Source organism: Campylobacter sp. VBCF_06 NA8 (assembly GCF_027737825.1).
Lineage (GTDB): Bacteria > Campylobacterota > Campylobacteria > Campylobacterales > Campylobacteraceae > Campylobacter_B.
The window spans coordinates 350,747-377,497 of the sequence record NZ_JAOVUB010000001.1; the positions used below are offsets into that span (position 1 = coordinate 350,747).

At 40.9% G+C, this 26,751-nt stretch carries 30 protein-coding genes; all 30 read left to right on the forward strand.

Annotated features, from left to right (window positions below; translation table 11 throughout):
• Positions 1-60 precede the first annotated feature (60 nt).
• The 30 genes from obgE (at position 61) to OFO10_RS02130 (ending at position 26,598) form a co-directional block, all read left to right on the forward strand.
• Positions 61-1,107: a GTPase ObgE gene (gene obgE / locus OFO10_RS01985; protein ID WP_270865885.1), complete on the forward strand. Its 1,047-nt coding sequence runs from the start codon at positions 61-63 to the stop codon at positions 1,105-1,107.
• A complete protein-coding gene (fmt, locus tag OFO10_RS01990; RefSeq protein WP_270865886.1) occupies positions 1,104-2,024 on the forward strand; it encodes a methionyl-tRNA formyltransferase in 921 nt (306 codons plus the stop codon). Before obgE ends, fmt begins: the two co-directional genes overlap by 4 nt.
• Complete coding sequence (locus OFO10_RS01995; RefSeq protein ID WP_270865887.1) at positions 2,015-2,650, forward strand: biotin--[acetyl-CoA-carboxylase] ligase; 636 nt, start codon at positions 2,015-2,017, stop codon at positions 2,648-2,650. Before fmt ends, OFO10_RS01995 begins: the two co-directional genes overlap by 10 nt.
• Positions 2,647-3,429, forward strand: coding sequence for a ParA family protein (locus OFO10_RS02000; protein ID WP_270858378.1), 783 nt, complete (start codon positions 2,647-2,649; stop codon positions 3,427-3,429). The genes OFO10_RS01995 and OFO10_RS02000 overlap by 4 nt, the downstream gene beginning before the upstream one ends.
• Positions 3,426-4,292 (forward strand): ParB/RepB/Spo0J family partition protein, encoded by an 867-nt coding sequence (locus tag OFO10_RS02005; protein WP_270864843.1) that lies wholly within the window; start codon positions 3,426-3,428, stop codon positions 4,290-4,292. Before OFO10_RS02000 ends, OFO10_RS02005 begins: the two co-directional genes overlap by 4 nt.
• A 71-nt stretch (positions 4,293-4,363) precedes the next feature.
• A complete protein-coding gene (locus OFO10_RS02010; protein WP_270858376.1) occupies positions 4,364-4,786 on the forward strand; it encodes a F0F1 ATP synthase subunit B family protein in 423 nt (140 codons plus the stop codon).
• A gap of 9 nt (positions 4,787-4,795) precedes the next feature.
• Complete coding sequence (locus OFO10_RS02015) at positions 4,796-5,308, forward strand: F0F1 ATP synthase subunit B (protein WP_270858375.1); 513 nt, start codon at positions 4,796-4,798, stop codon at positions 5,306-5,308.
• Complete coding sequence (locus OFO10_RS02020) at positions 5,308-5,838, forward strand: F0F1 ATP synthase subunit delta (RefSeq protein WP_270858374.1); 531 nt, start codon at positions 5,308-5,310, stop codon at positions 5,836-5,838. Before OFO10_RS02015 ends, OFO10_RS02020 begins: the two co-directional genes overlap by 1 nt.
• Positions 5,839-5,851: 13 nt before the next feature.
• Positions 5,852-7,366, forward strand: coding sequence for a F0F1 ATP synthase subunit alpha (gene atpA, locus OFO10_RS02025; RefSeq protein ID WP_270858373.1), 1,515 nt, complete (start codon positions 5,852-5,854; stop codon positions 7,364-7,366).
• A gap of 12 nt (positions 7,367-7,378) precedes the next feature.
• On the forward strand, positions 7,379-8,290 hold the full coding sequence (gene atpG / locus OFO10_RS02030; protein WP_270858372.1) for an ATP synthase F1 subunit gamma: 912 nt from the start codon (positions 7,379-7,381) through the stop codon (positions 8,288-8,290).
• Positions 8,291-8,308: 18 nt separating this feature from the next.
• Positions 8,309-9,706 (forward strand): F0F1 ATP synthase subunit beta, encoded by a 1,398-nt coding sequence (gene atpD / locus OFO10_RS02035; protein WP_270858371.1) that lies wholly within the window; start codon positions 8,309-8,311, stop codon positions 9,704-9,706.
• Between the two features lie 9 nt (positions 9,707-9,715).
• Complete coding sequence (gene atpC / locus OFO10_RS02040; RefSeq protein WP_270858370.1) at positions 9,716-10,120, forward strand: ATP synthase F1 subunit epsilon; 405 nt, start codon at positions 9,716-9,718, stop codon at positions 10,118-10,120.
• 2 nt (positions 10,121-10,122) lie between these two features.
• Positions 10,123-10,689, forward strand: a complete 567-nt coding sequence (locus tag OFO10_RS02045) for a MotA/TolQ/ExbB proton channel family protein (RefSeq protein ID WP_270862173.1) — start codon at positions 10,123-10,125, stop codon at positions 10,687-10,689.
• Between the two features lie 6 nt (positions 10,690-10,695).
• Positions 10,696-11,094: an ExbD/TolR family protein gene (locus tag OFO10_RS02050; protein WP_270858368.1), complete on the forward strand. Its 399-nt coding sequence runs from the start codon at positions 10,696-10,698 to the stop codon at positions 11,092-11,094.
• Positions 11,087-12,019 carry a TonB C-terminal domain-containing protein gene (locus OFO10_RS02055; RefSeq protein ID WP_270865888.1) on the forward strand — a complete coding sequence of 311 codons (933 nt, stop codon included), beginning with the start codon at positions 11,087-11,089 and terminating at the stop codon, positions 12,017-12,019. The genes OFO10_RS02050 and OFO10_RS02055 overlap by 8 nt, the downstream gene beginning before the upstream one ends.
• Positions 12,020-12,072: 53 nt before the next feature.
• Positions 12,073-13,320, forward strand: coding sequence for a Tol-Pal system protein TolB (gene tolB / locus OFO10_RS02060; protein WP_270865889.1), 1,248 nt, complete (start codon positions 12,073-12,075; stop codon positions 13,318-13,320).
• Positions 13,321-13,371: 51 nt separating this feature from the next.
• Positions 13,372-13,842, forward strand: coding sequence for an OmpA family protein (locus OFO10_RS02065; RefSeq protein WP_270858365.1), 471 nt, complete (start codon positions 13,372-13,374; stop codon positions 13,840-13,842).
• 1 nt (position 13,843) lies between these two features.
• Positions 13,844-14,674: a hypothetical protein gene (locus OFO10_RS02070; RefSeq protein ID WP_270858364.1), complete on the forward strand. Its 831-nt coding sequence runs from the start codon at positions 13,844-13,846 to the stop codon at positions 14,672-14,674.
• Positions 14,675-14,711: 37 nt separating this feature from the next.
• A complete protein-coding gene (locus OFO10_RS02075) occupies positions 14,712-15,344 on the forward strand; it encodes an FKBP-type peptidyl-prolyl cis-trans isomerase (RefSeq protein WP_270858363.1) in 633 nt (210 codons plus the stop codon).
• 3 nt (positions 15,345-15,347) lie between these two features.
• Positions 15,348-16,277, forward strand: a complete 930-nt coding sequence (gene fabD, locus OFO10_RS02080) for an ACP S-malonyltransferase (protein WP_270865890.1) — start codon at positions 15,348-15,350, stop codon at positions 16,275-16,277.
• Positions 16,274-16,957 carry a 5'-methylthioadenosine/adenosylhomocysteine nucleosidase gene (locus tag OFO10_RS02085; RefSeq protein WP_270865891.1) on the forward strand — a complete coding sequence of 228 codons (684 nt, stop codon included), beginning with the start codon at positions 16,274-16,276 and terminating at the stop codon, positions 16,955-16,957. The genes fabD and OFO10_RS02085 overlap by 4 nt, the downstream gene beginning before the upstream one ends.
• Positions 16,954-17,703, forward strand: coding sequence for an ATP-binding protein (locus OFO10_RS02090; protein ID WP_270865892.1), 750 nt, complete (start codon positions 16,954-16,956; stop codon positions 17,701-17,703). Before OFO10_RS02085 ends, OFO10_RS02090 begins: the two co-directional genes overlap by 4 nt.
• A gap of 137 nt (positions 17,704-17,840) precedes the next feature.
• Positions 17,841-18,785, forward strand: a complete 945-nt coding sequence (locus tag OFO10_RS02095) for a 4Fe-4S dicluster domain-containing protein (RefSeq protein ID WP_270865893.1) — start codon at positions 17,841-17,843, stop codon at positions 18,783-18,785.
• Positions 18,778-20,655, forward strand: a complete 1,878-nt coding sequence (locus OFO10_RS02100) for a proton-conducting transporter transmembrane domain-containing protein (RefSeq protein ID WP_270865894.1) — start codon at positions 18,778-18,780, stop codon at positions 20,653-20,655. The genes OFO10_RS02095 and OFO10_RS02100 overlap by 8 nt, the downstream gene beginning before the upstream one ends.
• On the forward strand, positions 20,652-21,533 hold the full coding sequence (locus OFO10_RS02105; RefSeq protein WP_270865895.1) for a respiratory chain complex I subunit 1 family protein: 882 nt from the start codon (positions 20,652-20,654) through the stop codon (positions 21,531-21,533). The genes OFO10_RS02100 and OFO10_RS02105 overlap by 4 nt, the downstream gene beginning before the upstream one ends.
• A gap of 1 nt (position 21,534) precedes the next feature.
• Entirely contained in the window at positions 21,535-22,170 is a 636-nt protein-coding gene (gene hyfE, locus OFO10_RS02110; protein WP_270865896.1) for a hydrogenase 4 membrane subunit, read from the forward strand.
• A gap of 2 nt (positions 22,171-22,172) precedes the next feature.
• Positions 22,173-23,594 carry a proton-conducting transporter transmembrane domain-containing protein gene (locus OFO10_RS02115; RefSeq protein WP_270865897.1) on the forward strand — a complete coding sequence of 474 codons (1,422 nt, stop codon included), beginning with the start codon at positions 22,173-22,175 and terminating at the stop codon, positions 23,592-23,594.
• The gene (locus OFO10_RS02120) at positions 23,591-25,294 is read left to right on the forward strand and encodes an NADH-quinone oxidoreductase subunit C (RefSeq protein ID WP_270865898.1); all 1,704 of its coding nucleotides are present in this window, start codon (positions 23,591-23,593) and stop codon (positions 25,292-25,294) included. The genes OFO10_RS02115 and OFO10_RS02120 overlap by 4 nt, the downstream gene beginning before the upstream one ends.
• On the forward strand, positions 25,295-25,828 hold the full coding sequence (locus OFO10_RS02125; protein ID WP_270865899.1) for a 4Fe-4S dicluster domain-containing protein: 534 nt from the start codon (positions 25,295-25,297) through the stop codon (positions 25,826-25,828).
• The gene (locus OFO10_RS02130) at positions 25,828-26,598 is read left to right on the forward strand and encodes an NADH-quinone oxidoreductase subunit B family protein (protein ID WP_270865900.1); all 771 of its coding nucleotides are present in this window, start codon (positions 25,828-25,830) and stop codon (positions 26,596-26,598) included. The genes OFO10_RS02125 and OFO10_RS02130 overlap by 1 nt, the downstream gene beginning before the upstream one ends.
• Positions 26,599-26,751 lie beyond the last annotated feature (153 nt).

Below are 26,751 nucleotides of genomic sequence, written 5' to 3' on the forward strand. Positions count from 1 at the left end.
TTTAAAAAGTATTTTTAACCGATTTGGCTATAATTGCCGTTTTTAAATTTAAGGATTGTTATGTTTATAGATAGTGCAAAATTTAGTGTAACTTCCGGCAAGGGCGGAGCAGGGTGCGTAAGTTTCAGACGCGAAAAATTTGTCATTTTAGGCGGACCTGACGGCGGAGACGGCGGAGCAGGTGGCGATGTATTTTTTAAAGTAGATAAAAACTCCCATACTCTCTCATTTTACAAAGGCAAACGCGCTTTCAAAGCCCAAAATGGCGCGCCTGGCGAGGGTCGCAAAAAAACTGGCAAAAGTGGCGAGGATCTATATCTCATAGTGCCACCTGGAACGGCGGTGTATGACGATGATAGTGGTGAGCTTTTGCTTGATTTGACGATTGACGGACAAACGGAGCTGTTTTTAAAGGGTGGCAAAGGGGGTCTTGGAAATGTGCATTTCAAAAACTCCGTAAATCAGCGCCCAGAATACGCCCAACCAGGGCTTCCTGGCGAGGCTAAAAATGTGAGATTAGAGCTAAAACTCATCGCAGATGTCGGACTAGTAGGTTTCCCAAATGTCGGCAAATCCACGCTAATCTCTGTCGTTTCAAACGCCAAACCAGAAATCGCAAACTACGAATTCACCACAATCACGCCAAAGCTTGGCATGGTTAGCGTAGATGAGTTTAGCAATTTCGTCATCGCCGATATTCCAGGCATTATCGAAGGGGCAAGCGACGGCAAGGGGCTTGGGCTAAAATTTTTGCGCCATATCGAGCGCACTAAAATTTTGCTTTTTATGCTTGATCTTGCAAATTATCGAAGCCTAGGCGAGCAATACCGCGCACTTCGCGCCGAGCTTGAAAAATTCTCGCCAGATCTCGCAAAGCGTGCCTTTGCGATTGCACTTACGAAATTTGACGCATGCGAAAATTTTGAGGAAAAATGCGATGAATTTTTGCGCGAATTTGGATATGAAAAAAGGCAAGATTACGAAATGTTTGGCAAGCTCGACGAGAGTAAACCAGCCTTTGTTATGGGGATTTCAAGCGTTACAGGCGCAGGTATAAACGAACTAAAATTTGAGCTATTTAAACTTGTGAAAAAAGAGGAAAAATGAAAATAGTTTTTATGGGCACGCCAGAGTATGCGACGACGATTTTAAGGGCATTGGCGGCTAAATTTGAGATTGTGGGGATATTTTGTCAGCCAGATCGCCCTGTGGGCAGAAAGCAAATCCTAACCCCGCCAAGCGTGAAAATCTGGGCGCAGGAAAATTTAAAAAGCGTGCCGATTTTTCAGCCAAATAGATTGCGCGAGGGTGATAATGAGCGCATTATTAGGGAGCTTGCGCCCGAATTTATCGTTGTGGCAGCTTATGGTCAAATTTTGCCAAAAGGGATTTTAGAGATTGCGCCGTGCATAAATTTGCACGCTTCTATTTTGCCAAAATTCCGTGGCGCTAGCCCTATCCAAAGCGCGATTTTAGCGGGTGAAGCGCAAACTGGCGTAACGGCGATGCTCATGGACGAGGGCCTAGATACTGGCGATATGCTGGGTTTTGCCCGCACTTCGTGCGAGGGCAAAATGGCTAGCGAGCTTTTTGACGAGCTTGGAGAGCTAGCAGCGGGGCTTATTGTCAAAGTTTTGCAAAATTTTGCCCAAATTTCGCCGATTAAACAAAATTCCGCTCTTGCTTCGCATTGCAAAAAAATCCTTAAATCAGACGGTCTTGTGGATTTTAATGAGAGTGCAAGCGAGATTTATAATAAATTTCGCGCCCTAACTCCGTGGCCTGGAATTTACACTGCCTCAGGGCTTAAAATTTTAAATTTAGAGTTAGCGCAGGATTACAAAGACAGAGAATTTGATAAATTTGGCCAAATTTTAAGTATCCAAAAAGACGGATTTTGCCTTTCTTGCAAAAGAGGCGCGATTAAAATCACAGCCTTGCAAGAACCAAGCAAAAAGCCCATAAGTGCGAGTGATTTTATAAATGGCAAACGCCTGGGTGTGGGCGAGTTTTTATGCAGATAGAATTTGCTGGGATTTTGCCCTCGACGCAAAGTGAATTAATCGAAAGATTGAAAAACGGAAGCGTTCGCACACCCTTTTGTCTAGTGGCGCAGGCGCAAAGTAGTGGTCTGGGCTCGCGCGGAAATGGCTGGGAGAGTGCAAGCGGAAATTTGGCGTTTTCGTTTTGCGTGGAGATTGGCGATTTGCCCCAGGGTGTGCCACTGCAATCGAGCAGCATTTATTTTGCGATGATAATGAGAGAATTTCTTGCTTCGTGCGGTTCTGAAATTTGGCTTAAATGGCCAAATGATTTTTACATAAATGATCGCAAAATCGGCGGAATTTTGACTAACAAAATCAAAAATACCCTAGTTTGTGGCATAGGTATAAACTTAGCTAGCGCGCCCGAATTTGCGGGTATATTAGACATAAAAATCACTCCAAAAGACGCTGTGGAGGGGTTTTTAAATTTATACAAAAATAAAATCTCGTGGAAGCAAATTTTTAGTAAATTTTCGTTACAATTTCGCCTGTCTCAAAATTTTTGCGCTCATATCGAGGGCGAAAAGGTCCCACTCTCGCAAGCGAGGCTCTGCGACGACGGGGCGATAATAATAAACAAAAAGAGGATTTATAGTTTAAGATGAGCGAGATAATAACGATTGCAAACCAAAAAGGCGGTGTAGGCAAGACAACCACAGCGATAAATTTGAGCGCGTCGCTTGCGATGAAAAAAAAGCGAGTGCTTCTAATCGATGTCGATCCTCAGGCAAACGCCACGACTGGGCTTGGGTTTAACAGAAGCGATTTTGAGTTTAATATCTACCATGTCCTAACTGGTCGCAAAAAACTCTCCGAAGTCATACAAAAAACACAAATGGAGTATATGGATCTAGCCCCTTCAAATATCGGCCTAGTTGGTATCGAGCGCGAAAGTGCTGACGAGGCTGATTTCAAACTAATCCTAAAAAACAAAATCGAAGAGATAAAAGATATATATGATTATATCATTATTGATTCACCGCCTACGCTTGGCAGTATCACGGTAAATGCCTTAGCAGCTAGCAATAGCGTGATAATCCCGATTCAGTGCGAATTTTACGCATTAGAGGGTGTCGCACTTGTGCTAAATACCATAAAAATAGTCAAACAAACCATAAATAAAAATTTGCAAATCAGGGGCTTTTTGCCGACAATGTATTCTGCACAAAACAACCTTGCCAAGGAAACCGTGGCGAATTTGCAAGAGTATTTTGGCGAAAAGCTATTTTACATCGGCAAGGATAAAAACCTTGTCGTAATCCCGCGCAATGTAAAACTCGCCGAAAGCCCAAGCTTTGGCAAACCGGTAATTTTATATGATAAAAAATCGGCTGGTTCGCTAGCGTATCAGGATTTAGCAAAAGCAGTAATGGAGAAAAGATGAGCAAGGTTAAAAAAAGTGTGCTAGGACGGGGTTTAGGCAGTATTTTAGAAGATGTCGAAAAGGCATACACAAAAGAGCTAGAAGATGGACAATCTGAAAATTTAGTCATCGAAATTGATGTGGATAAAATTTCGCCAAATCCATATCAACCAAGGCTAAATTTCAACGAAGAAGCACTTCGCGAACTAAGCGAGAGTATCCTTAGACACGGCCTTATCCAGCCAATCGTAGTCATCGAAAAAAATGGCGCCTATGTCCTAATCGCAGGCGAAAGAAGACTAAGAGCAACCAAGCTAGCAGGTCTAGGCAAAATCAAAGCCGTCGTAGCAGACCTTGGTTCGCAAAACATGCGCGAACTAGCCCTAATCGAAAATATCCAAAGGGAAAATTTAAACCCAATCGAGCTAGCCAAATCATACCGCGAACTAATCGAAGAGTATAAAATCACGCAAGAAGAGTTGGCTGATATCATCAAAAAATCCCGCACGCAAATCACAAACACTATGCGTTTGCTAAATTTATCAGCCCCGCTCCAAGATGCTTTGCGCACAGAAAAAATCAGCCAAGGCCATGCTAAGGTCATCGTAGGCCTTAGCGAAGATGAGCAAATTTTGGTTTTAAATACGATAACAGGGCAAAAACTCAGCGTCAGAGAGACTGAGGATTTGATCAAAAAGCTAAAAAGCAAAGAAAATGTCAAAACTGCAAACAACCATAAAGAATTCCAAACCTTTAAGCCAGAACTTATGAAGCTGAAAGAAAAATTAAACAAATTTGGAAAAATCAGTGTGAAAGATAAGAAAATTCTCATAGAATTTAGTGAAATTTCACAAATTTCAGACTTTATGAAACAGATAGGTTAAAATTATATTAAATTTTAATCTTAATTATTGTAGTATCCCAAGTTTATATAAAATTTAGCCAAGGAGGTGTAATGCTAGAAATTAGTGTATCTGCAATGCTGACGACAATCATTGTGTTTTTAGCTCTAATAGCATTTTTAAATACCAAGCTTTACAAACCGCTTCTTGCGCACATGGAAGCGCGCGAAAAAGCGATTAGAGAAGATGAGGAAAATGCTAGAAAAAACGCACAAGATGTCGATTCTAACAAAGCAGAGATAGCAAAGGTTCTTGACGCTGCGAGGGTCGAGGCAAGTAAAATTAAGCAAGAAGCGGTAGATAGCGCAAAAGAGGTTGCTAGCAAGGAAATTGCTGAGCAAAAAGCTAAATTAGAGGCCGATTTTGCGAAATTTAGCGAAAGCTTAAACGAGCAAAAAGCAAGCTTAAAAAGTGATTTGAGTGCGAAAATCCCTGATTTCAAAGATGAAATCAAATCTGCACTTTCAAAAATTTAAGGAGTCGGCGTGAAAAAATATCTAATTTTCCTTATTTTGCCACTTATCTCGCTAGCTAGCGGACATGACGGCCCCAAAGACTACGATATAGTATGGAGAACGATAAATTTCGTATTGTTTTTCGGCATTTTATATTACCTTCTAAAAGGCCCTGCAAAAGACGCTTTCAAAGCCAGAATCGATAGTATCGCTAAACGCCTTGAAACAAATCAAAGAATTTTAAAAGAATCAAATGAGAAAAAAGAACAAGCAAAAAAAGATTTAGAAGAGGCAAAAGCCCAAGGCGCTTCGTTAATCGAAACTGCTAAAAAAGAGGCTGTGTTTGCAGCTGATAAAGTAAAAGCGATGAGCGAGCAAGAGATTAAAAATTTAAACAAATCTTTCGCCGAGCAAAAAGATTTCGAAACACGCCGTATCGAAAAAGAGGTCGTAAATGAAATCTTAGATGAGGTTTTTGCAAAAGATACTATGGAATTCAAGCAAGACAAGCTTCTTGATATCATTGAGAAAAAGGCTGTGTGATGATAGATAATACGGCGAAAAAATATGTAAGCGCACTGATTAAAACTTATAAAAAAGACGAATTAGGCGCTGTTTTAGGCACATTGGAGACTATCTCATCTGCGTTTAAGGTTTCAAAATTTGGCGATATTATAAAATCCCCAACAATCAAAGACGCTGATAAAGTGAATTTAATACTTTCTTTTATCAAAGATCCGAGCGATAAAATCGTAAATTTCATCAAATTTCTTGCCAAAAACAGAAGAATTGGTTTGATTCCTCAAATCACAGATGATTTGCGTAAAAATATCTCTGCTATGGATAATAAATTCCACGGCAAAATTTACTCAAATCAAGATATTAGCGAGGATAAAATCAAAGATTTGCAAGGCAAAATTTCAAAGAAATTTAACGCCGAAATTTTACTCGAACTAGTCAAATGCGACTACGAGGGTATCAAAATCGAGGTCGAGGATTTGGGATTTGAGATTAGTTTTTCAATCGATAGATTGAAACAAAAAATGAGTGAATATATTTTAAAAGCAATTTAATAAGGAGTAAAGTGTGGGTGCGAAAATTAAAGCAGACGAAATTAGTAGCATAATTAAAGAGCGAATTGAAAGCTTTGATCTTAGCGTTGATGTCGAAGAGACAGGTAAAGTCGTATCTGTCGCGGATGGCGTTGCTAATGTTTATGGCCTAAAAAATGTTATGGCTAATGAAATGGTTGAGTTCGAAAACGGCTCTCGCGGTATTGCGCTGAATTTAGAAGAAAGCAGTGTCGGTGTCGTTATTTTGGGCGATACAAGCGGTATCAATGAAGGAAGTAGCGCAAAAAGACTTGGCAAACTTTTGCGTGTTCCAGTAGGCGATGCGCTAATCGGACGCGTTGTAAATGCCCTTGGCGAGCCGATTGACGGCAAAGGCCCAATCGATACAAATACAACAAGATTCGTTGAAGAAAAAGCAAAAGGCATTATGGCTAGAAAATCAGTTCATGAGCCACTTCAAACAGGTCTTAAAGCGATTGACGCCCTTGTTCCAATCGGTAGAGGTCAAAGAGAGCTAATCATCGGCGATAGACAAACAGGTAAAACAACAGTTGCAGTTGATACTATCATCAACCAAAAAGGTCAAGATGTCGTTTGTATCTATGTCGCTATCGGTCAAAAACAATCAACCGTAGCGCAAGTCGTTAAAAAACTAGAAGAATACGGCGCTATGGAATACACTATCGTAGTTTCAGCTGGTGCTAGCGAGGCCGCTGCGCTTCAATACCTAGCCCCATATTCAGGTTGCACAATGGGCGAGTATTTCAGAGATAACTCACGCCATGCTTTGATTATTTATGATGATTTAAGCAAACACGCTGTTGCATACCGCGAAATGTCATTGATTTTAAGAAGACCACCAGGTCGCGAGGCTTATCCAGGCGATGTTTTCTATCTACACTCTCGCTTACTTGAAAGAGCTAGTAAGCTAAGTGACGCACTAGGAGCTGGTAGCTTAACAGCGCTTCCTATCATCGAAACACAAGCGGGCGATGTTTCAGCATATATCCCTACAAATGTTATTTCGATTACTGATGGTCAAATTTTCCTTGAATCAGGTCTATTTAACTCAGGTATCCGCCCTGCGATCAATGTCGGTCTCTCAGTTAGCCGTGTTGGTGGTTCAGCACAAATCAAAGCGATTAAAAAAGTTTCAGGCACACTTCGCCTAGACCTTGCCCAATACCGCGAACTTCAAGCGTTTGCACAATTTGCAAGCGATTTGGACGAAAGCAGTAGAAAACAACTAGACCGCGGTCAAAGAATGGTTGAAATCCTAAAACAACCACCTTACAGCCCGCTTCCAGTTGAAAATCAAATCGTCATTATTTTTGCAGGTAGCAAGGGATATTTAGACGATGTCGCACCAAGCGCAATCGGCAAATTTGAAGCCGAGCTTTATCCATTTATCGAGGCTAAATACCCTGAAATTTTCGAGCAAATCAGAACCAAAAAGACTTTGGAAAAAGATTTAGAAGAGAATTTGGCAAAAGCATTAAATGACTTTAAAGCGACATTTTCGGCATAATAAGGCTAAAAAATGGCAAATTTAAAAGATATTAAGTTAAAGATAAAAAGCGTAAAAAATACAGAAAAAACAACAAAAGCTATGAAGCTTGTTTCTAATGTAAAGCTTAAAAATACCAAAGAAGCTGCTATGCGCTCTCGTGCTTATGCTGTGAAGATCAACGATGTTCTTGGTGAAATTTCAGCACGAATCAAAGACTATGTAGCCGCTAGCGTAGGTGATGATGATAAGCTAAAAATTTTTAACACAAGCAGAGAAGTCAAAGTTGTTGATTTGCTTTTTATCACAGCAGATAAGGGACTTTGCGGTGGTTTTAATATCAATACCATTAAACAAGTAAAAGCCCTAATCGAAGAGTATAAAGCGAAAAATGTAAAAGTTCGCCTAAGAGCTGTGGGTAAAAAAGGCATTGAGTATTTTAACTTCCAAGGTGTCGAGCTTTTAGAAAGATATGTTGGCGTAAGCTCATCGCCAAATCCTGAGAAGGCTAATGATATCGTAAATGCTGCGGTTGCTGATTTTAGAGAGGGCAAAACTGATAAAATCGTTCTTATCCACAATGGATATTTGAATATGATTTCGCAAGAAATGAGAGTCTCTACCCTCGTGCCTATCGGACAGCCAGAGATCGATGAGAGTGCTTTTAAAACTGGTTCTGTAATGGAAGTAGAAGTTCAGTATCCAGAAGATGAAGAAATTTTGATGATGAATTTGGTGCAAAGCTATTTGAGTTATAGTATGTATTATGCTCTGATAGATTCACTTGCAGCAGAACATTGTTCTAGAATGAATGCTATGGAAAATGCGACAAACAACGCAAAAGAGCGTGTCGCTCAGCTAAATTTGGCATATAATAAAGCTAGACAAAGTTCTATTACTACTGAGCTGATAGAGATTATCAGTGGCGTAGAATCAATGAAATAATAAATGAAAGGAGAATTAATGAAGGGAATAATTTCTCAGGTAATGGGTCCTGTCGTTGATGTCGATTTCAATGACTACTTACCTAAAATTAACGAAGCTATCGAAGTCAAATATGATGTCGAAGGCGAATCAAAAAGATTAATTTTAGAAGTTGCAGCTCACTTAGGTGATAACCGCGTAAGAACAATCGCTATGGATATGAGTGATGGTTTGCGCCGTGGTTTGGAGGCCGTGGCACTTGGTGCGCCTATTAGCGTTCCAGTTGGCGAAAAAGTTTTAGGTAGAATTTTCAATGTTACAGGCGATTTGATTGATGAGGGTGAAGAGGAAAATTTCGAAACTCGCTGGTCAATTCACAGAGATCCGCCAAGCTTTGAAAATCAAAGCACAAAAAGCGAAATTTTCGAAACCGGTATCAAAGTCGTAGATTTGCTAGCCCCTTATGCAAAAGGTGGAAAAGTTGGTCTATTTGGCGGTGCCGGTGTTGGTAAAACCGTTATTATTATGGAGCTAATCCACAATGTTGCTTTCAAACACAGCGGTTATTCTGTATTTGCTGGCGTTGGCGAGCGAACAAGAGAGGGAAATGACCTTTATAACGAAATGAAGGAATCGGGCGTTTTGGATAAAGTTGCCTTGACCTATGGTCAAATGAACGAACCACCAGGAGCAAGAAACCGTATCGCTTTGACTGGTCTTACAATGGCTGAGTATTTCCGTGATGAGCTAGGGCTAGATGTTTTGATGTTTATCGATAACATTTTTAGATTTTCTCAATCAGGTTCAGAGATGTCAGCACTTCTAGGACGAATTCCAAGTGCCGTTGGTTACCAACCGACTTTGGCTAGCGAAATGGGTAAATTGCAAGAGAGAATTACATCGACTAAAAAAGGCTCAATTACATCAGTTCAAGCAGTCTATGTTCCGGCTGATGACTTAACAGACCCTGCTCCTGCGACAGTTTTTGCTCACCTTGATGCGACAACCGTTCTAAACAGAGCGATTGCAGAAAAAGGAATTTATCCTGCGGTTGATCCACTTGATTCAACTTCAAGAATGCTTGATCCTCAAATCATCGGTGAAGAGCATTATAAAGTAGCTCGTGGCGTTCAAGCTGTGCTTCAAAAATACAAAGATTTGCAAGATATTATCGCGATTTTAGGTATGGACGAGCTTAGCGAAGAGGATAAACTTGTGGTCGATAGAGCTAGAAAGGTCGAGCGTTATCTTTCACAACCTTTCTTTGTCGCCGAAGTTTTCACAGGAAGCCCTGGTAAATATATCAGCCTTGAAGAGACTATCGCTGGATTTAAGGGAATTTTAGAGGGTAAATATGATGATTTACCTGAAAATGCTTTCTATATGGTAGGAAATATTGACGAGGTAGTGGCAAAAGCCGAAAAAATGAAGGCATAGGAATCTGCTATGAATAAATTTTTACTATTAGAAATCGTTACGCCAGAGGGTTTGGTATTCTCTGGCGAAGTTGCGTCTGTCCAACTTCCAGGCCAAACTGGCGAACTTGGCGTTTTGCCTGGACACTCTACCTTGCTGACTGGTCTGAAAAACGGCAACGAGGGCGGTATCGTTGAGATTGTAGATAAAGAGGGCAAAAAGCAATTAGTCATAGTAAATGGTGGATTTTTAAAAGTCGATGAGGAAAAAACCACTATTTTGGCAACTCAGGCTGTGGCGATAGGTGGCGATAGCGAAAATGCTGTCGCAAAATCGTTGCAAAAAGCCAAAGAATTGCTAAATTCTATCAGCACAGATACTATGGCTACCTCTGCTATCATGGCCAGAGTTGATGAATTTGCAAGGCAAAAATAAGTATGTTGGATCTTATTTTAAGTTATTTTACAAGAAGCACATTTATTACGATATTTGTGCTTTCTTGGCTTTCGATATATTTTATAGTTACATTTACCATTTTAATTTCGCGCTACGCAGGGCTTAGTGCATGGCAAGTCAAAGAAACAAAGGCGCTAGAATCGCTTTTAATGGGTGGCAAGATTGCGCTTTCTGGATCGATTTTTCAAAAAATTACTCCCGAGCGAACGACCAAAGAGGCCCTAAATGTCTATAAAAGCAAGGCTGAGCGCGACGCTACTAGTGGGCTAACTTGGCTTTCCATCATCGCTTCGACATCGCCATTTATAGGGCTTTTTGGAACGGTTGTTAGTATTTTGGATACATTTTCAAAGCTAGGGGGCGGAAATTCGGGAATAGATACTATCGCACCGGCTATTAGCGAGGCTTTGGTTGCGACAGGTTGTGGAATTTTCGTCGCTATTCCTGCATATACTTTTGCTTTACTTATTAAGCGTAAAGCTTATGAGGTTACAAGCATTATAAACCGCACATCTGATATCTTGCTTCATAAAGCAGGCGCAAAGTAGAGTTGTATGTATAATTTCGATGAAAATCCTGAATTAAATATAACTCCGCTTGTCGATATTATGCTGGTTTTGCTCGCTATTTTAATGGTCGCACAAACTGCGATTATTTATGATGAGAGAATCGAACTTCCAAGCGGTTCGAAATCGGCTTCATCGCAAAACACAGCCGAATTTATGCTCGTGCGCGTTGATGCAGATAGTAAAATTTATATTGATACCAGCACTATGAGTTTGGCTGAATTTCCAGATAATTTGCAACTCATCAAAAGCAGTGGCAAATACGCTGTGGATAAGCCGGTTTATATCCAAGCCGATAAAAAAATCATTTATGATAATGTAATGTTTGTTTTAAAGACGCTAAAACAAGCTGGTTTTAATAAGGTTGTGCTTCAAACAAATGGCTAGATATTCAAATTTCACCGGGGTTAGATATGATAATTTCAGATCATTTCTAATCGCTTTGGCTCTATATTTTAGCTTGCTTGCTATTTTTCTTTATCAAATTTCAGAATACAAAAACAAAGCGAAAAAATACACCGATGATTTGGGCGCGATTATGGATATCGCAATCCCAATAGATTTTGACGATTCGCCGATACCAACAGCCCCAAATATCGCCGAAGAGGACAAAGAGGGCGACCAACACGAGCAAGAAGAAAAGCCAGTCGAAGAAGAAACTTTAAAAACTACGACCGAGGTTACTACCCCACCTCCACCACCTGCGCCAAAACCAGAGCCAGCAAAGGAAGAGGTAAAAAAAGAGGAGCCAAAACCAGAGCCTGAGCCAGAACCAATCCCAGAGAAAAAGCCAGAAGAGCCAAAGCCAAAAGAGGAGCCTAAAAAAGAGCCTGAGCCAAATTTGAACGATCTGTTTTCTGATACTACGAAAGATAACAAAAAGCTAAGCGAGAGTGTTTCTAAAAACGACGCCGTGCAAAGTAGCAAAAAATCAGACAAACAAACTCAAACAAAGGCAAAAAAACAGGCGACTTCTCGCAATGCACTGGTAAAATCAAATGTTGTAACTGGTAAAACTCAACTTACCGGCGAATACGACGCATATCGTGGCAAGATAAACAAAATCCTCCAACGCCTTTGGAGCAAATACGCAACCACCGTCAATGACGATTCTACCGTCGTTGTAACCTTTGGCGGGGACGGCAGGATTAGCGATTATCAGATCAAAAGACTTGGAGCAAATACCGAATTTAACCAAAAATTAAGAGATTTCCTAGGAAATTTGGAAATGCAAAATTTCCCAAAATCGCCTGACGGAAAGCCTTTTATTTATGAGATAAATTTAAACGATGTAGTTAGAAATAAATTTTAATTTACAAATTTTTACTACAATTGCATTTTTTTAAAATTTTGCAAGGAGAGATAATGAAAAATTTAATGTTGATTTTTGCATTTTGTATGGCTGTTTTTGCGGCAGATGCGACGACTACGATTACAAACGAGGGCGTAAGCCTGCCAAGAATTGTCGTTCAAAATGCATCAAATCTTTCAAACGCTGAGTTTAACAACAAATTTTTTAAACTCATGGTAGGGGATTTAAAGGTTGGCGCTACTTTCGATGTTAGCGACGAGTATTTGGTGAGCGATTATAACGGGGACGCTAATTCAAATTTGGGCGAGCTAGGGGCTGCGCTTATCGTAAGATACGCAGTTAGCGACAAAACATCGCCTATGAATTTAAAGGCCAAAGTCATCGAAGCTGGGACTGGCAGAGTAATGTATGAGAAAAGCTTTTCTCTCTCAAACGCCGAGAAATACCCATTTTTGGCTCACATGGCAGTTTCTGAAATCGTAAAAGAGCTAGGATATTCTGATGTGGATTGGATGAAAGAGATGATTTTGCTCTCTCGATATACTTCGACAAAAGAGAGTGAGATTATGGTGGCTGATTATACGCTGACATACCAAAAGGTAGTTTTGCGTGGTGGATTAAACATATTCCCTAAATGGGCAAGTGCGGCACAAAATGAATTTTACTATACTTACTATGTGAATCAAAATACCCCTGCAATTTATAAATACAACCTTTCAAACGGCTCAAAAAGTAAAATTTTCACAGGTAAAGGTATGACAATCGTAGGCGATGTAAGCTCTGATGGTCGCAAACTTCTAATCACAAACGCGCCAAAAGATCAACCAGATATTTATCTATACGATATAGGCTCAGGTTCGGCTAGACAGGTTACTGATTATCCAGGAATCGATGTAAATGGAAATTTCATCGACGGCGATTCAAGGGTAGCTTTCGTAAGCGATAGACTTGGATATCCGAATATTTTTGCCACTAGCATAAATGGTGGAAATGTAACACAAATGGTATATCACGGCAAAAATAACAACTCAATTAGCACAAATGGAAATTACATAGTTTATTCTAGTCGCGACGGATCTGGTAGCTTTAATATCTATATGATCTCAACTCAAACAGATATGATTCGCCAGCTAACATCTGGTGGCAAAAATATGTTCCCTAGATTTTCTAGCGACGGCGGCAGTGTTATGTATATCAAACAAGCAGGCGGTGGAAGTTCAGTAGGAATTATCCGTGTAAATGAGAATAAAAGTTTTCAATTTCCATTAAAAATCGGTCAAATTCAATCGGTTGATTGGTAATTTTAAATATTTTTATGCTATAATCTTGTAATTTTTTTTGAAAGGATAAGTATGAAACATTTAGTTTTAACTTCAGTTGCAGTTGCTGCTCTACTTTTGAGCGGTTGTTCTAAAAAGAATCCAGAGGTAGATTCAAATTTAAGCGATGCTGATAGATTGGCTGCATTAGCTGCTCAAATTCAAAGCGAAGTTGGCAATGTGTATTTTGATTTCGATAGATTTAATATCCGCGCTGATCAACAAGGTACAATCAACAACAACGCAGCTTTATTCAACCAAGCTGGCGCAGAGGCTTTAACTGTTAAAGTTGAAGGTAACTGCGATGAGTGGGGCACAGATGAATACAACTACGCTCTTGGTCTAAAAAGAGCAAAAGCTGCAAAAGATGCATTGGTTGCACAAGGCGTAAATGGCGACAGACTATCAGTTGTTAGCTATGGCGAGAGCAACACAGTATGCAAAAATGGCACAAAAGAGTGCGACGCTCAAAACAGACGCGACGAATTCAAAGTAGGTTTCTAATTTGAGTTTCAAATCAAATTTAGCTGTGGCGCTTCTTGGCGTTACAGCTTTTTTACATGCAGAAGTTTCGGCATTTGACGCTGGCAATATCGGTTCAGACAGCTCTTATGGTCTGACAGAAAACGAGCAATTCCTACGCGACAATCGTAAAAAAGTAAATGATATGCAAAACAACCTAAATAGTGTTAATGAAAACATGGAGGGTTTGCGCACTGTCGTAGAAGGAGCTAATGAAAAAGTTTCAAATTTAGAAAGCAGAGTGGCTGATTTAGAGATTCGCACGACTGGTCGCAGTAACGGCAGTAGCGAGCTAGATCAGATGAAAAAAGATATCGCATGGCTAAAATCTCAAATTTCTGAAATTAATGCAAAACTTGGAAATTCAAGCGTAAAAAAAAACGCTGAAATAAGCAAAAATACTGGCGCTCAAAGTGCCAAGGGCGCTAGTGCAACTACTACAAATAAATCAAATTTTAGCGCCAAAGACAATGCTTCAATCGCAAAAGAGGCAGAGGAATTATTTAAGAAAAAAGACTATGCAGGCGCCAAAGAGCGCTACGCTTACCTTGCTAGCAAAAATTATCAACCAGCAAGATCAAATTATATGTTAGGCGAAGTGGCGTATTTTTCGGGCTCTTACGGAGACGCGATTAATTACTACAAAAAGAGCATTTCGCACAATCAAAAACAAGACTACACACCAAGACTTTTATATCACACAGCAATTAGCTTCGATAAAATCGGGGATAGCGCAAGCGGAACGAAATTTTACAACGCCCTAAAATCATCTTACCCTGATTCAAAAGAGGCCAAAGCTGCACCAACACGCTAAAATCAAAATTTGATAATTTTAATTTAAGGAGAATTTTATGGCGCAAAATAGAGTTATAAAAATGTATTATGAGCTAAAAGACGCAAATTCAGGCGAAATTTTAGAGTCAAATTTCAACGCAAATCCGATTGCCTTCATCACTGGCAAAGAGCAAATTATCCAAAAACTTGAAGATGAAGTTCTAAGCCTAGGCGAGGGCGAGAGCAAAATCGTTAGAATTTCACCAAGTGACGGCGTTGGCGAATACAACGAAAACGCTATCCAAATTTTGCCAAAAGAGGAATTTGCAGGTATTGATTTGGTCGTAGGCATGGAGCTTTTCGGTCAGGCAGAAGACGGCGCGACAACCCGCGTAATCGTCAAAGCAATCGGCGAAGAAGATGTTACGATCGACTTTAACCACCCATTTGCGGGCAAAGAGTTGGAATTTAATGTCAAAGTCGTCGAAAATCGCGAGCCGAGCGAAGACGAGTTAATGACAGGCGTGCCAGAGGGCGAGCATACTTGCGGTTGTGGCGGACACGGACATCATCATGGCGAAGACCACGAGTGCTGCGGCGGACACGGACACCACCACCACGGAGATCACGAGTGTTGTGGCGGGCATGGACACCATCACCATGGCGATCATGAGTGCTGCGGCGGACACGGTCATCACCACGAGGACTAAGATATGAAATACGCATTTATTTTCCCGGGTCAAGGCTCACAAAGCGTTGGTATGGGCAGAGAAATTTACGAAAATTTTGCCAGCGCAAAAGAGCTTTTGGACACTGCTAGCGCGCATACTAAAATCGATTTTGCAAATTTGCTTTTTGAGGCAAATGACAAACTTGATATTTCTGAATTTACTCAGCCCTCTATTGCGCTAAATTCGATGATGTGTGTTTTGGCGCTAAATGAGCAGATTAAAATTTCGCCTGAGTTTTTGCTAGGTCACTCGCTTGGCGAGTTTAGCGCGCTTGGCGCTGCTGGTGCGATTGAGGCAAAGGAAATTTTAAGGCTTGTAAATATCCGCGGGAAATTAATGCAAAATGCTTGTGAGGGCAAAAATGCCGGTATGATGGTGGTTTTGGCCCTTAGCGACGAGGTAGTTTGCGCTATTTGCGACGAAGCTAGGGCGCAGGGTAAGCAGGTTTGGGCTGCGAATTTCAACTGCGATGGACAAATCGTCGTGGCTGGCAACCGCGATGATTTGGCGAGTTTGGAGGCTAAATTTAAAGAAGCTGGCGCAAAGCGCGCAATGCTTTTAAATATGAGCGTAGCTAGCCACTGCCCAATGCTTCAAAGCGCAAGCGACGAGCTTGTGAGCCATTTAGAGCCTGCGCTAAATGAGAGTTTCGCCCCAGTCGTAGCCAATGCAACGGCTAAAATTTATAGCACAAAAAATGAAGCCTTAGGGCTTTTAAAAGCGCAACTAATCAGCCCAGTGCTATATAAACACAGCGTGAAAAACTACGAAAATAGCGTGGATTGCTTCGTCGAATTTGGCGCAAGCGTGCTAAAAGGGATAAACAAAAAAATCACCGACAAACCGACTTTTAGCATTTCAAATTTAAGCTCGCTAGAAGAATTTGTAAAATTCGCAAAGGAAAACGCTTGAAAATCGCAATTTTAGGCGCAATGCCAGAGGAAATAGAGCCACTTTTGGCGAATTTAGACGCCAAAAAGATTGATTATGCAAACAACGAATTCTACCTTGCGAAATTCGGCGCGCACGAGCTTATCATCGCTTACTCAAAAATTGGCAAGGTAAATTCTACCCTTACTGCCACGCTGATGATAGAAAAATTCGGCGCAGAGAAGCTTATTTTCACGGGCGTTGCAGGCGCGCTTAAAGAGGGTTTGAAAATCGGCGAAATTTTATACGCCACCCGCCTAGTCCAGCATGATTTGGATATCACGGCCTTTGGTCATCCGCACGGATTTGTGCCAGGAAGCCCGATTTTTGTGGATACTGACGCGAATCTTAACGAAATCGCACAGCGCGCGGCAAGGGAATTGGGGCTAAATTTAAAATCAGGCATTATCGCAAGTGGCGATCAATTCGTATGCGACGAGGCGCGCAAAGCTTGGATTGGGGCCGAATTTGACGCGAGCGCGGTCGAAATGGAGGGCGCTAGCGTGGCGCAGGTTTGCCATGCGCTAAATGTGCCGTTTTGTGTGCTTAGAGCAATTAGTGATGAAGCAGGTAATAAGGCCGAGTTTGATTTCGATGAATTCGTCGTAAAAAGCGCGAAAATCAGCGCGAATTTAGCCCTAAAAATGGTCGAACTTCTTTGATAAATATCTCCAAAAAACTTTTGCGTGTGGTCGGCCAAACCAACGCAAAATACAAAATGTTCGAAGAGGGCGATAAAATTTTGCTTGGGTTAAGTGGCGGCAAAGACAGCATGTCTTTGGCACACATTTTGAAGCATTTTCAAAGTGTAAGCCCGCTAAAATGGGAGTTTGAGGCTGTAACGATAAGCTATGGCATAGGCGAAAATTTGGGCGAAATTTCAGCGCATTTTAAGAAACACGAAATCCCATATCGTATCATTGAAACCAAAATTTTCGAATTTGGCAAGGAAAAAATCCGCGCAAACACCACATTTTGCAGTTTTTGCTCGCGCATGCGCAGAGGCTATCTCTACACATACGCACTCGAAAACGGCTTTAACAAAATCGCCATAGCACACCATTTAGACGACGCTGCGGAGAGTTTTTTTATGAATTTCACCTACAATGGAGCACTTCGCACCCTAGCTCCCAAATACACCGCCCAAAACGGCCTAGTAATAATTCGCCCACTAATCCTAGCCAGAGAGCGCCAGCTAAGCGCCTGCGCAGCGCAAAACGAGCTTCCAGTGATGAACGAAGAAGATAGTTGCCCAGCCAAACAATACGGAGGCAAGGAACCAATCGCCAGAGCCCAAACCAAGGAGCTTTTAGCCCAGTATGAAAAGGCTCACCCGAAATTTTTTATCAGCCTAGAAAGTGCGTTTAACAACATCCACGACGACACATTTTTCACACCGAAATTTTAAAATTTTGAAATTTGGTAGTTAAATTTTAGTTTCATATTAATAAAATTTTAATAATAAATAAATTTTTCAACCTAAATTTAGACGAATTTTGATAAATTCACATGTCAATTATCAGATTTCTTTGAAAAGGCTGTCGTGTGAGTAAAATTCATCAAATTGTAATCACAAATCCGGAGCTTTGCATAGGTTGTAAGGCGTGCGAGAAGGCTTGTGTTAAAGAATCTATAAAACGCGGCAAACTAGGAATTACACGCATTAGAGTATTCAAAGTAGAAAAAACCTCTTCTACAAACCAATGTCGCCAATGTGACGATGCTCCATGTGCCGTAGTTTGCCCAAGCGGTGCTTTGCAAAATTTAACAGATTTTGTCCATCTCAATGAGCATTTATGCGTCGGCTGTGGGCTTTGCACCGTAGCCTGTCCGTATGGCGCCGTCTCATTAGATAGCACTGGTGTTTTTGGAGTCGAAAAAGACGCGAACTATCTTAGCCAACCGGGATTTCCAAGTCTCGCTGTCAAATGCGATATTTGTGATGGTAGAGAGGAGGGCTCGGCCTGTGTCGAAGCCTGTCCAAAAGGTGCGATTATAATGCTAGATTCAAATTCAGAGCATAAAATCGGAAAAAAACTCAAAAATACGGAAAATATGCAAAATTTCATCAAGGCTATCAGCGATAGAGATGTTGATCTAAGCGAGTTCGTGGCTCCACCTGCGCCAAAACCTACGCCAGAAGCGAGCGTGGTTGAAAAAGTGGCTGAAAAAGTGGCTGAAAAAGCGGCTTTTGACACGGCTTTTGCACCACAGAGTGCGCCAGATCAAAAACCGGCTGAAAAACTAGCCCCACAAACAGCTCCTGCCCTAACTCCTGCGCCAGCTGAGAAAGTAGATCAAAAACCGGCTCCTCAAAAGGTCGAAGCAAAAACCGAGCCAAAAGCGGAAGCCAAAGCTGAGCCAAAAGTAGAAGCTAAGCCTAGTGATGAGATAAAACCGCAAAAAGTAGCCTCTAAACCGAAAAAAGAGAGCAAAGGGGCAAAAAATCCGAATTTGAAATCTAACGATAATAAGGATGACAATGCTTGAATTTATTTTTATTTCATACTTATTAATAGGCGTTATCAGCTTAGCTCTTTATAATTCGCAAAAGACTGCTTTGTATTTTGGATTTATTTCAAATGCCGCTATTTCGGTAGTGGGCGCGCTGTATTTCCTATCGCAACTGCATGGAAGTAGCGAATTTGTGCTTAGGGGATTTTTGTTTGAACCAAGCTTTTTGCTAACGCCTTTGGGTGCGTTTTTTAGTTTTATAGTGTGTTTTATAGGCGCGATGAGTGCGATTTATTCACTTGGATATTTGCAAAATTTCAAGCTAAATTTCGCTGTAAAATCTGCGCTTTTTAGTTTTTTTATGCTAAGCATGCTAATGGTTATTAGTAGTAACGATGTCTTTGGATTCGTGGTTTTATGGGAGTTAATGACGCTAGTTTCTGCGCTAATGCTCAAATTTAACGACACTCCAAGTTCAAATTTCACAGTTATGCTATATCTTGGCGTGGCGCAAGTGGGCGCGTTTTGTATCGTTATAGCGTTTTTGATTATGGCACATAGTGCTGGAAGCTTGCATTTTAGTGACTGGAATTTTAATACTTCATCGCTATTTATCTGCATTTTGCTTTTTATCGGATTTGGCACGAAGGCTGGTCTTGCGCCGTTTCATGTGTGGAGCCCGCTAGCATATCCTCTTGCAAATTCAAATGTCTCAGCGTTATTTAGTTCTGCGATGAGTAAGGTCGCGATTTTTGGTTTGATTAAATTTATGTTAATTGCCAAAATTCCTGCCTCTTTTGCCTTAGCTATGATGATTTTGGGCGCATTTGGTGCTGTTTGGGGTATCATTTTTGCTGCGCTTCAAAACGAGTATAAAAAACTAATCGCATATAGTTCTGTCGAAAATATGGGAATTATCCTACTAGCACTTGGTGCTGGACTTTATGGGCTTGCTACTGCAAATAATATTTTAGCGGCCTTTGGTTTGGCTGGTGCGATTTTACATAGCTTAAATCACAGCGTGTTCAAGGCTGTTTTGTTCTTTGCTGCCGGAAATATCTACAATGCAAGCAAAAAGCTAAAAATCAACTCTTTGGGCGGTTTGGCAAAATTTATGCCAATCACTGCGTTTTGTTCGCTAATAGCTGTGTTAAGCATAGTCGCAATTCCGCTATTTAACGGCTTTGCGAGCGAGTGGCTGATATATAAAGCACTTTTGTCAAAAACAGATCCTGGAATTTCAAGATTAGTTTTTGCGCTTTCGACTATCGGTTTGACGCTAGCTGGCGTGCTTTGTGCGTTTGCCTTTGTTAAATTTTACGGATTAATATTTAGTGGCAAAGCCAAAGGCGAGTATAGGGAGGCTTCGATTTTCTCACTCGTGCCTATGGTGATTTTGGCGCTTTTCTGCGTGATTTTAGCTCTTTCATCGCCTATGTTTGTAAGCAAAATTTGGTCATTTATGCCAGTATCAGATAGTGGAGCGACACTATCGTTTTCATTGCTTTGGCTATGTTTGATTGCTATGCTAATCTTGCCATTTGTGATTTTGCTAGTTTTCAAATCGCCTTTTGATAAACCAAAACTAAGCGATCCATGGGCGAACGGATTTAAATTCAGCAACGATTTCTTGCCAAATTCAAACACAGCCGTAGGCGATTTAAGGCGAGTTTTGGCTAAATTTATGTGCATAAAAATGCGCAAAAAAGGCAGCTCTTACAGCATTGTCGTAAAAGATGTTTTTATGGAGTATATCTATAAGCCTATAATTGATATAAATATGAAAATAGCCGATAAAATCGCCATTATGCAAAACGGCAAGAGTGCGACTTACGCATTTTATATGGTGCTTTATCTTGGCGTTATGGGCGTGGGAATATTTTACTTTTTTGGAGGCAAACTATGATATTACAACTACTTTTAGCTCTTGCCTTGATGCCACTATTTGACGGTATTTGCCGAAGTTTGCGTGCAAAAATCCAGTCTCGCCAAGGACCTCCGATTTGGCAAACTTATTATGATTTGTTAAAACTTTTGCGCAGAAAGCGAACGGCTCCAAATTCAGCCCATTTTGTCTTTAAATGGACGCCATATCTGCTCGTGGCAATCGGAGCATTTTTGGTAATGCTAACGGCTGCTAGGTGCGAGGTGGTTTCGGATTTAATCGTCATCGTGTATCTGCTTGTTGCATTTAGAGTTATTCTAAATTTAGCAGCATTTGATAGCCTTAACCCATTTGCAGCAATCGGCGCAAACAGAGAAAATATGTTGGCTTTGTATGCTGAGCCTATTATGATTTGCGGTGTAATCGTGGTTTGTGCGATGTTTGGCGATACAAATTTGGTCAAAATTCACCAAGCTGTGATAAATGGCGAAATCGGCGCAAAAGCATCGTTTGTAGTCGCTGGGATTGTGTTTTTGTGGGCTGTTTATATCGAAATGTCAAGAAAGCCTTTTGATATAGCAGAAGCTGAACAAGAGGTCCAAGAAGGTGTCGTGGCTGAATTTAGCGGTAGAGATTTGGCGCTCATCGACATTGGCGCTATGTTAAAACAATTCGCCGTAATTTGCCTGTTTGTTAAAATTTTTATCCCATTTGGGTTTAATAATCTACTACTAGATTGCATTTTTACGATAATTTTGGTCGAATTAGCCACAACGCTTGCCGTGCTAATTGATAACTTCGGTCCTAGGTATGCAATGCTTTCGACTTTGAAATTAAACGCTTCGTGGATGCTAGGACTTGGCATTTTAAGCGTGATTTTGTTTGCTGCGGGGGTTTGATATGGAAGTGTTTGCAATACTTTTGATGATGATTTCTTTGGCGGTATTTTCGTTTAGGGATTATAAAATTTCAATTTCTCTTTATGCGTTAAATACCCTTTGTTTGGTGACGCTATTTTTTATCATGGCAGCCAAATTTGGAGCTGGCGAGCTGTATTCGTGGGCGATAATCGCGGTCATTACCAAGGTGATTTTGGTGCCTGCGATACTTTTCTTTACCCTTATTAGAATCGATGAAAAGCACGAAAACGACCCATACACTGGCTTTTTCTTATCGCCTGTGATAGCTTTTGCTTTTTCGATTGGGCTAGCTTATCTTTTGACGCCAATCTTTATGAAATTTGCAATTATCCAAAATGAATGTGTCATTTGCGCTGCGATTTTTACATTTTGGATTGGGGTTTGCGGATTTATTTTAAGAAGGTCGTTTTTAAAACAAATTTTGGCTTATTGTTTGATAGAAAACGCGGTTCATCTAAATTTAGCCACAAACGCTTGTAATGCTAGTTCGCTAGTCGAGCTTGGAATTTTAAGCGACGCTGTATTTGGAATCGCGATTATGGCTATTTTGGCGGTTAGATACAAAGAGGTCTTTGGTAGTCAAAATACGAATTTAGCCAGCGAGTTAAAGGGTTGAGTATGATAATATGTTTATTGCTTATTTTGCCGTTAATATTTGCGGCGTTGATTTATTTCGTGCCTGATAACAAGATAAAAGTCGCGAATTTGGTCTTTGCGCTAATTATTTGTGCGGTTATTTTTAAAGCTATTTCGCTTATAGGATATTCGCCACTTTTCGCACTAAATAAAATGCTGTTTTTAGATAGCTTGGGTGGAATTTATTTGACAATCATCGGCATTACAGGGACTTTGGTAACGCTATATTTTCCTACTTATCTTGGTTGGAGAGATGAAAGCCCTAAAAAAATCAAAAAAATGCTAGTTTTAGCCTATATCACGACATTTGCTATGATACTTTCTGCCGTGGCAAATGATATTGCTATCATGTGGGCGGCTGTCGAAGCGACAACGCTAAGTAGCGTTTTTATGGTTGTTTATAACAAGAAAAAACAAATCGTAGAAGCCGGTTATAAATATGTAATGGTCTGCTCTCTTGGTCTAGCGTTTGCTATGCTGGCTACTATTTTGCTTTATTCAAGTGGCGGGATTTTATTTACGGATTTGATTGATAAAAAAATCGATCCGCTTACGATGAAGGTTATTTTTATCTTAGCTCTTGTGGGATTTGGCACAAAAGCAGGTCTTGTTCCAACTCATACTTGGCTTCCTGATGCTCACGCGCAAGGTCCATCTCCGACTTCTGCCGTGCTTAGTGGTATCGTGCTAAAAGTGGCAATGCTAGCTCTCATTAGATACTATTTTATCGCTGCAAATTCAGTCGGCATGGAATTTGTAATGGATACTATGCTTGTAAGTGGTGTGATTACACTTTATGTGGCTGGGTATTTCTTGGTAACTCAACACGATGTAAAACGCATGCTTGCTTATCACAGCGTAGTTCATATGGGCGTTATCGCATTTGCTTTGGGAGTTGGCGGAAAAATCGGCGTAGCGGCAGCACTTTTTCACTGCCTAGCTCACAGCCTTACAAAAGCCCTAGCTTTCCTTACCACAGGAAATACTTGGAGAATTTACCAAACAAACAATATGCACAAAATGGGCGGTCTAGCCTACACTGCACCGCTTACTTGCGTGTTTTTTGGAATTTCGATTTGCTCACTTGTTGGAGTTCCAGCTTTTGCGATTTTTGTAAGCGAATTTATGACTTTTACACAAGCAATTTTGACAGAGCGATATGTCGTAGCGATTATTTTTGCGATTGCATTAGCAGTTATTTTCATAGCAGACTTTTCACACTTTTTCTTAGCTTCATTTGGCAAAAACCAAAGCGAGCTAAAATACGATAAAGAGATGAGTGTGTTCGAAAATTTACCGCTTATATTTTTAGGCTTTTTTGTTATTGCTTTCGGACTTTGGAAATTTGAGTTTTTCTGGAATTTGCTTGATTTGAGCGTGAATTTAATAAAGGATTTAAGATGATAGGTGATTTATACATTAGTCAAATCGAAAGCGAATTTAACATACTTGAAACCACTAGACAAACCGATAAACAAATAACGATTTTGGTCGATAGAAACGACCTGCCTGCTGTGGTAAATAAGCTATATTATGGTATCGGCGGTTGGTTAGTGACGATGGTAGCAAATGATGAAAGGTCTATCAATAAACATTTTGCGCTTTATTATGTGCTTTCTATGGAGGGTTCTAAATTTAGCCAAGATGATGAATTAGAAGAGAAATGCTTTATAACCGTTAAAACTCTAATTCCGGCTGATGATCCTGTTTATCCCTCAGTTACACCGCTCGTTAAGGCTGCTGTTTGGTATGAAAGAGAAGCTTTTGATCTCTTTGGGCTTAGAGCGGAAGGGCTAATAGATCCAAGAAGACTTGCTATGAGTGATGATTGGCCGTTAGATTTATATCCGCTTAGAAAAGATGAGATGAATTATAAATTTCGTCCAGATCCGCTAAGCGTAGAGCCTGATTATGAATTTAAAAAGCCAAAGGGAGTAAATACCCAAGCTGTCCCGCTTGGACCGCTTCATATCACGGCTGATGAACCGGGGCATTTTAGGCTTTATTGTGACGGCGATACGATTGTAGATGCGGATTATAGGCTGTATTATGAGCATAGAGGCATGGAAAAACTAGCCGAAAATCGTATGAACTACACTCAAATGGCATTTTTAGCCGAGAGAGTTTGCGGAATTTGCGGTTTTGCGCACTCTATCGCTATGGCAAGAGCCACAGAAAACGCTATGGGGCTAGAAATCCCTGAACGCGCGCAAGCGCTTCGTATAATGAGCGCAGAGGTCGAAAGACTTCACTCAAACCTCTTAAATATCGGTTTAGCGTGCGAGGTTACAGGAAACTACACTGCATTTATGCATGTATTTAGAGTGCGTGAATACACACTCGATTTGGCCCAAATTTTAACAGGTGGCAGGAAAACTTATGGCACGGTAACCGTAGGCGGTATGAGACGAGATATCAGAGCCAAAGAGATAAAAGAGATTTTAAATTTGCTCTCTAAAATCGAGCAAGAATTCGAAGATGTCTGGGAAGTCATCATAAATGATGAAAGACAAATGTCTCGCTGGAAGGGAATTGGCGTTTTAGATCCGCAAGTTGGCAGGGATTATGGCTCAGTAGGACCTACAATCAGGGCTAGTGGATTTAAGCGAGATGTTCGCTACGATTACCCTGATGAATTTACGAAAAAACTCAAATTTAATATCAATACCGAAACTAGTTGCGATGTCTATGGCAGGGTCAAGGTGCGCTACCACGACACAAAAGACGCGATTAGTGTGATTAGGCAGTGTATTGATATAATGCCAGGTGGCGATATCATCGTAAGTAGCGATTATAGGGTCAAGCCAAACAGCTACGCAATCGGTTATATCGAGGCTCCACGCGGTGAGGATATACACTGGATAATGCAAAGCGGAAGCCAAAAAGTATATAGATGGCGTGTCAAGGCTCCTACATTTAGTAACTGGCCAGCCCTAGCTCATCAGCTTCGTGGCTACACCGTCGCTGATGCCGCGCTTATCGTATGTAGCCTAGATCCGTGCTATTCATGCACCGAAAGGCTAACCGTAGTCGATATAAAAAGCGGAAAAAGCAAAATTTTAGCCGGAAAAGAGCTTAAAGCGATTTGCCAAAAAGGAAATTAGATGAAAATTTTTGATTTAGTGAAAAAAAAGGGAGTTGTTACAAAGCCTTATCCGTTAGCGCCGTATGAAATGAGCGAAAATTTCAGAGGCCGCCCAGAATACACCTATGCTTTGTGCATTGGTTGCGCGTCTTGTGGCGTGGCTTGCCCGCCAAACGCAATCAGCGTCAAAATCGAAGATGAAAAGTCAGTAGTGTGGCGATACGATACTGGCAGGTGCATTTTTTGTGGTCGTTGCGAGGAGGTCTGCCCTACAAAGGCTATTAAACTTAGCTCTAAATTTGAACTAGGCGTGAATTTCAATCGAGCTGATTTGTATGTGTGTGGCACTATGGAGGCGCATAACTGCTCGCAGTGTGGCAAGGCCTTTACTTCGAAGCGTTTTGTCCAAACCGCGCTTAGTAGAATCACGGCTTCAAATATGAGCGATGATCGCAAAAAGCTAGCCAGAGAATATACGCAAATTTGTCCTGCTTGCAAACGCGAAAACACAGCAGCGAAAATGCGAGAAAATGATTATCAAAGGATTGTGTGATGAGCGGCGATGATAAATTAAAATTTTTAAAACAAATTAGGCGAAGTTTCAGCGTTTTTCGTGTCGATTGCGGTAGCTGTAATGGTTGCGAAATCGAGATTTTTGCCACTCTTGCTCCACAATGGGATCCAGAGAGATTTGGCTTCAAGCTCGTCGCAAACCCGCGCCACGCCGATATTTTGCTCGTAACTGGACCTGTTACGAGACAGATGTATTATCCGCTTTTGCGTGCGTATGAGGCGATTCCTGAGCCAAAAATCGTCGTAGCCTTGGGCGCGTGCGGTTCAAGTGGCGGTATTTTTTATGATAGCTACGCCGTGTGGGGCGGTGCGCAAAATATAATTCCAGTCGATGTCTTTATCCCCGGCTGTCCTCCGCACCCAGCTGGCATTTTATACGGGCTAGCTAGCGCGCTTGGGCTAGTAGATCAAAAGCTAAAAGAGCAGAAATTTGAAAAAAGTGAGAATTTTATTTTCGCAGATAAACCTTCGTTAGTGGGCGATATGGCTTTCGAAAAATCAGCTTACCAAAAGGCAAAATTTTTGATGAGTTATGTCCATGCTGACGAGCTTTATGACAAATTTATGGACGCGCTTCGCACAAGCGGTGAGCCTAAAAACCCTGCTAGCGTCAAAACAGCTGTTTTAGACGCGATTAGCGCAGAAGAGGATCCGAGATTTAAAGAGTGCTTGGGAATTATCTACAACGATGTGTATGGCAAGTATTTTGGCGCAGAAAAAATCGATCCAAAATCCCTTGCTTGGGCGTAAATTTTAAATTTACGCCCCTTTTTAAAATTCTACAAATTTTATCCAAATTTATCAAAAATATCCCAATCTGATAATTTATACAAAAATACTAAATTTTTATTCAAATTTTATTCAAATTTAAGCAAAATTAAGGGGGGGGGGGTATAATGTGCC

Coding starts and splice junctions, on each gene's coding strand:
- obgE (WP_270865885.1), top strand. CDS start 61: ATGTTTATAGATAGTGCAAAATTTAGTGTAACTTCCGGCAAGGGCGGA.
- OFO10_RS02065 (WP_270858365.1), top strand. CDS start 13,372: ATGAAACATTTAGTTTTAACTTCAGTTGCAGTTGCTGCTCTACTTTTG.
- OFO10_RS02000 (WP_270858378.1), top strand. CDS start 2,647: ATGAGCGAGATAATAACGATTGCAAACCAAAAAGGCGGTGTAGGCAAG.
- OFO10_RS02020 (WP_270858374.1), top strand. CDS start 5,308: ATGATAGATAATACGGCGAAAAAATATGTAAGCGCACTGATTAAAACT.
- atpG (WP_270858372.1), top strand. CDS start 7,379: ATGGCAAATTTAAAAGATATTAAGTTAAAGATAAAAAGCGTAAAAAAT.
- atpC (WP_270858370.1), top strand. CDS start 9,716: ATGAATAAATTTTTACTATTAGAAATCGTTACGCCAGAGGGTTTGGTA.
- OFO10_RS02105 (WP_270865895.1), top strand. CDS start 20,652: ATGATATTACAACTACTTTTAGCTCTTGCCTTGATGCCACTATTTGAC.
- OFO10_RS02115 (WP_270865897.1), top strand. CDS start 22,173: ATGATAATATGTTTATTGCTTATTTTGCCGTTAATATTTGCGGCGTTG.
- fmt (WP_270865886.1), top strand. CDS start 1,104: ATGAAAATAGTTTTTATGGGCACGCCAGAGTATGCGACGACGATTTTA.
- OFO10_RS02045 (WP_270862173.1), top strand. CDS start 10,123: ATGTTGGATCTTATTTTAAGTTATTTTACAAGAAGCACATTTATTACG.
- OFO10_RS02075 (WP_270858363.1), top strand. CDS start 14,712: ATGGCGCAAAATAGAGTTATAAAAATGTATTATGAGCTAAAAGACGCA.
- OFO10_RS02010 (WP_270858376.1), top strand. CDS start 4,364: ATGCTAGAAATTAGTGTATCTGCAATGCTGACGACAATCATTGTGTTT.
- OFO10_RS02125 (WP_270865899.1), top strand. CDS start 25,295: ATGAAAATTTTTGATTTAGTGAAAAAAAAGGGAGTTGTTACAAAGCCT.
- OFO10_RS02120 (WP_270865898.1), top strand. CDS start 23,591: ATGATAGGTGATTTATACATTAGTCAAATCGAAAGCGAATTTAACATA.
- atpD (WP_270858371.1), top strand. CDS start 8,309: ATGAAGGGAATAATTTCTCAGGTAATGGGTCCTGTCGTTGATGTCGAT.
- OFO10_RS01995 (WP_270865887.1), top strand. CDS start 2,015: ATGCAGATAGAATTTGCTGGGATTTTGCCCTCGACGCAAAGTGAATTA.
- OFO10_RS02005 (WP_270864843.1), top strand. CDS start 3,426: ATGAGCAAGGTTAAAAAAAGTGTGCTAGGACGGGGTTTAGGCAGTATT.
- OFO10_RS02100 (WP_270865894.1), top strand. CDS start 18,778: ATGCTTGAATTTATTTTTATTTCATACTTATTAATAGGCGTTATCAGC.
- OFO10_RS02050 (WP_270858368.1), top strand. CDS start 10,696: ATGTATAATTTCGATGAAAATCCTGAATTAAATATAACTCCGCTTGTC.
- tolB (WP_270865889.1), top strand. CDS start 12,073: ATGAAAAATTTAATGTTGATTTTTGCATTTTGTATGGCTGTTTTTGCG.
- OFO10_RS02130 (WP_270865900.1), top strand. CDS start 25,828: ATGAGCGGCGATGATAAATTAAAATTTTTAAAACAAATTAGGCGAAGT.
- OFO10_RS02055 (WP_270865888.1), top strand. CDS start 11,087: ATGGCTAGATATTCAAATTTCACCGGGGTTAGATATGATAATTTCAGA.
- hyfE (WP_270865896.1), top strand. CDS start 21,535: ATGGAAGTGTTTGCAATACTTTTGATGATGATTTCTTTGGCGGTATTT.
- fabD (WP_270865890.1), top strand. CDS start 15,348: ATGAAATACGCATTTATTTTCCCGGGTCAAGGCTCACAAAGCGTTGGT.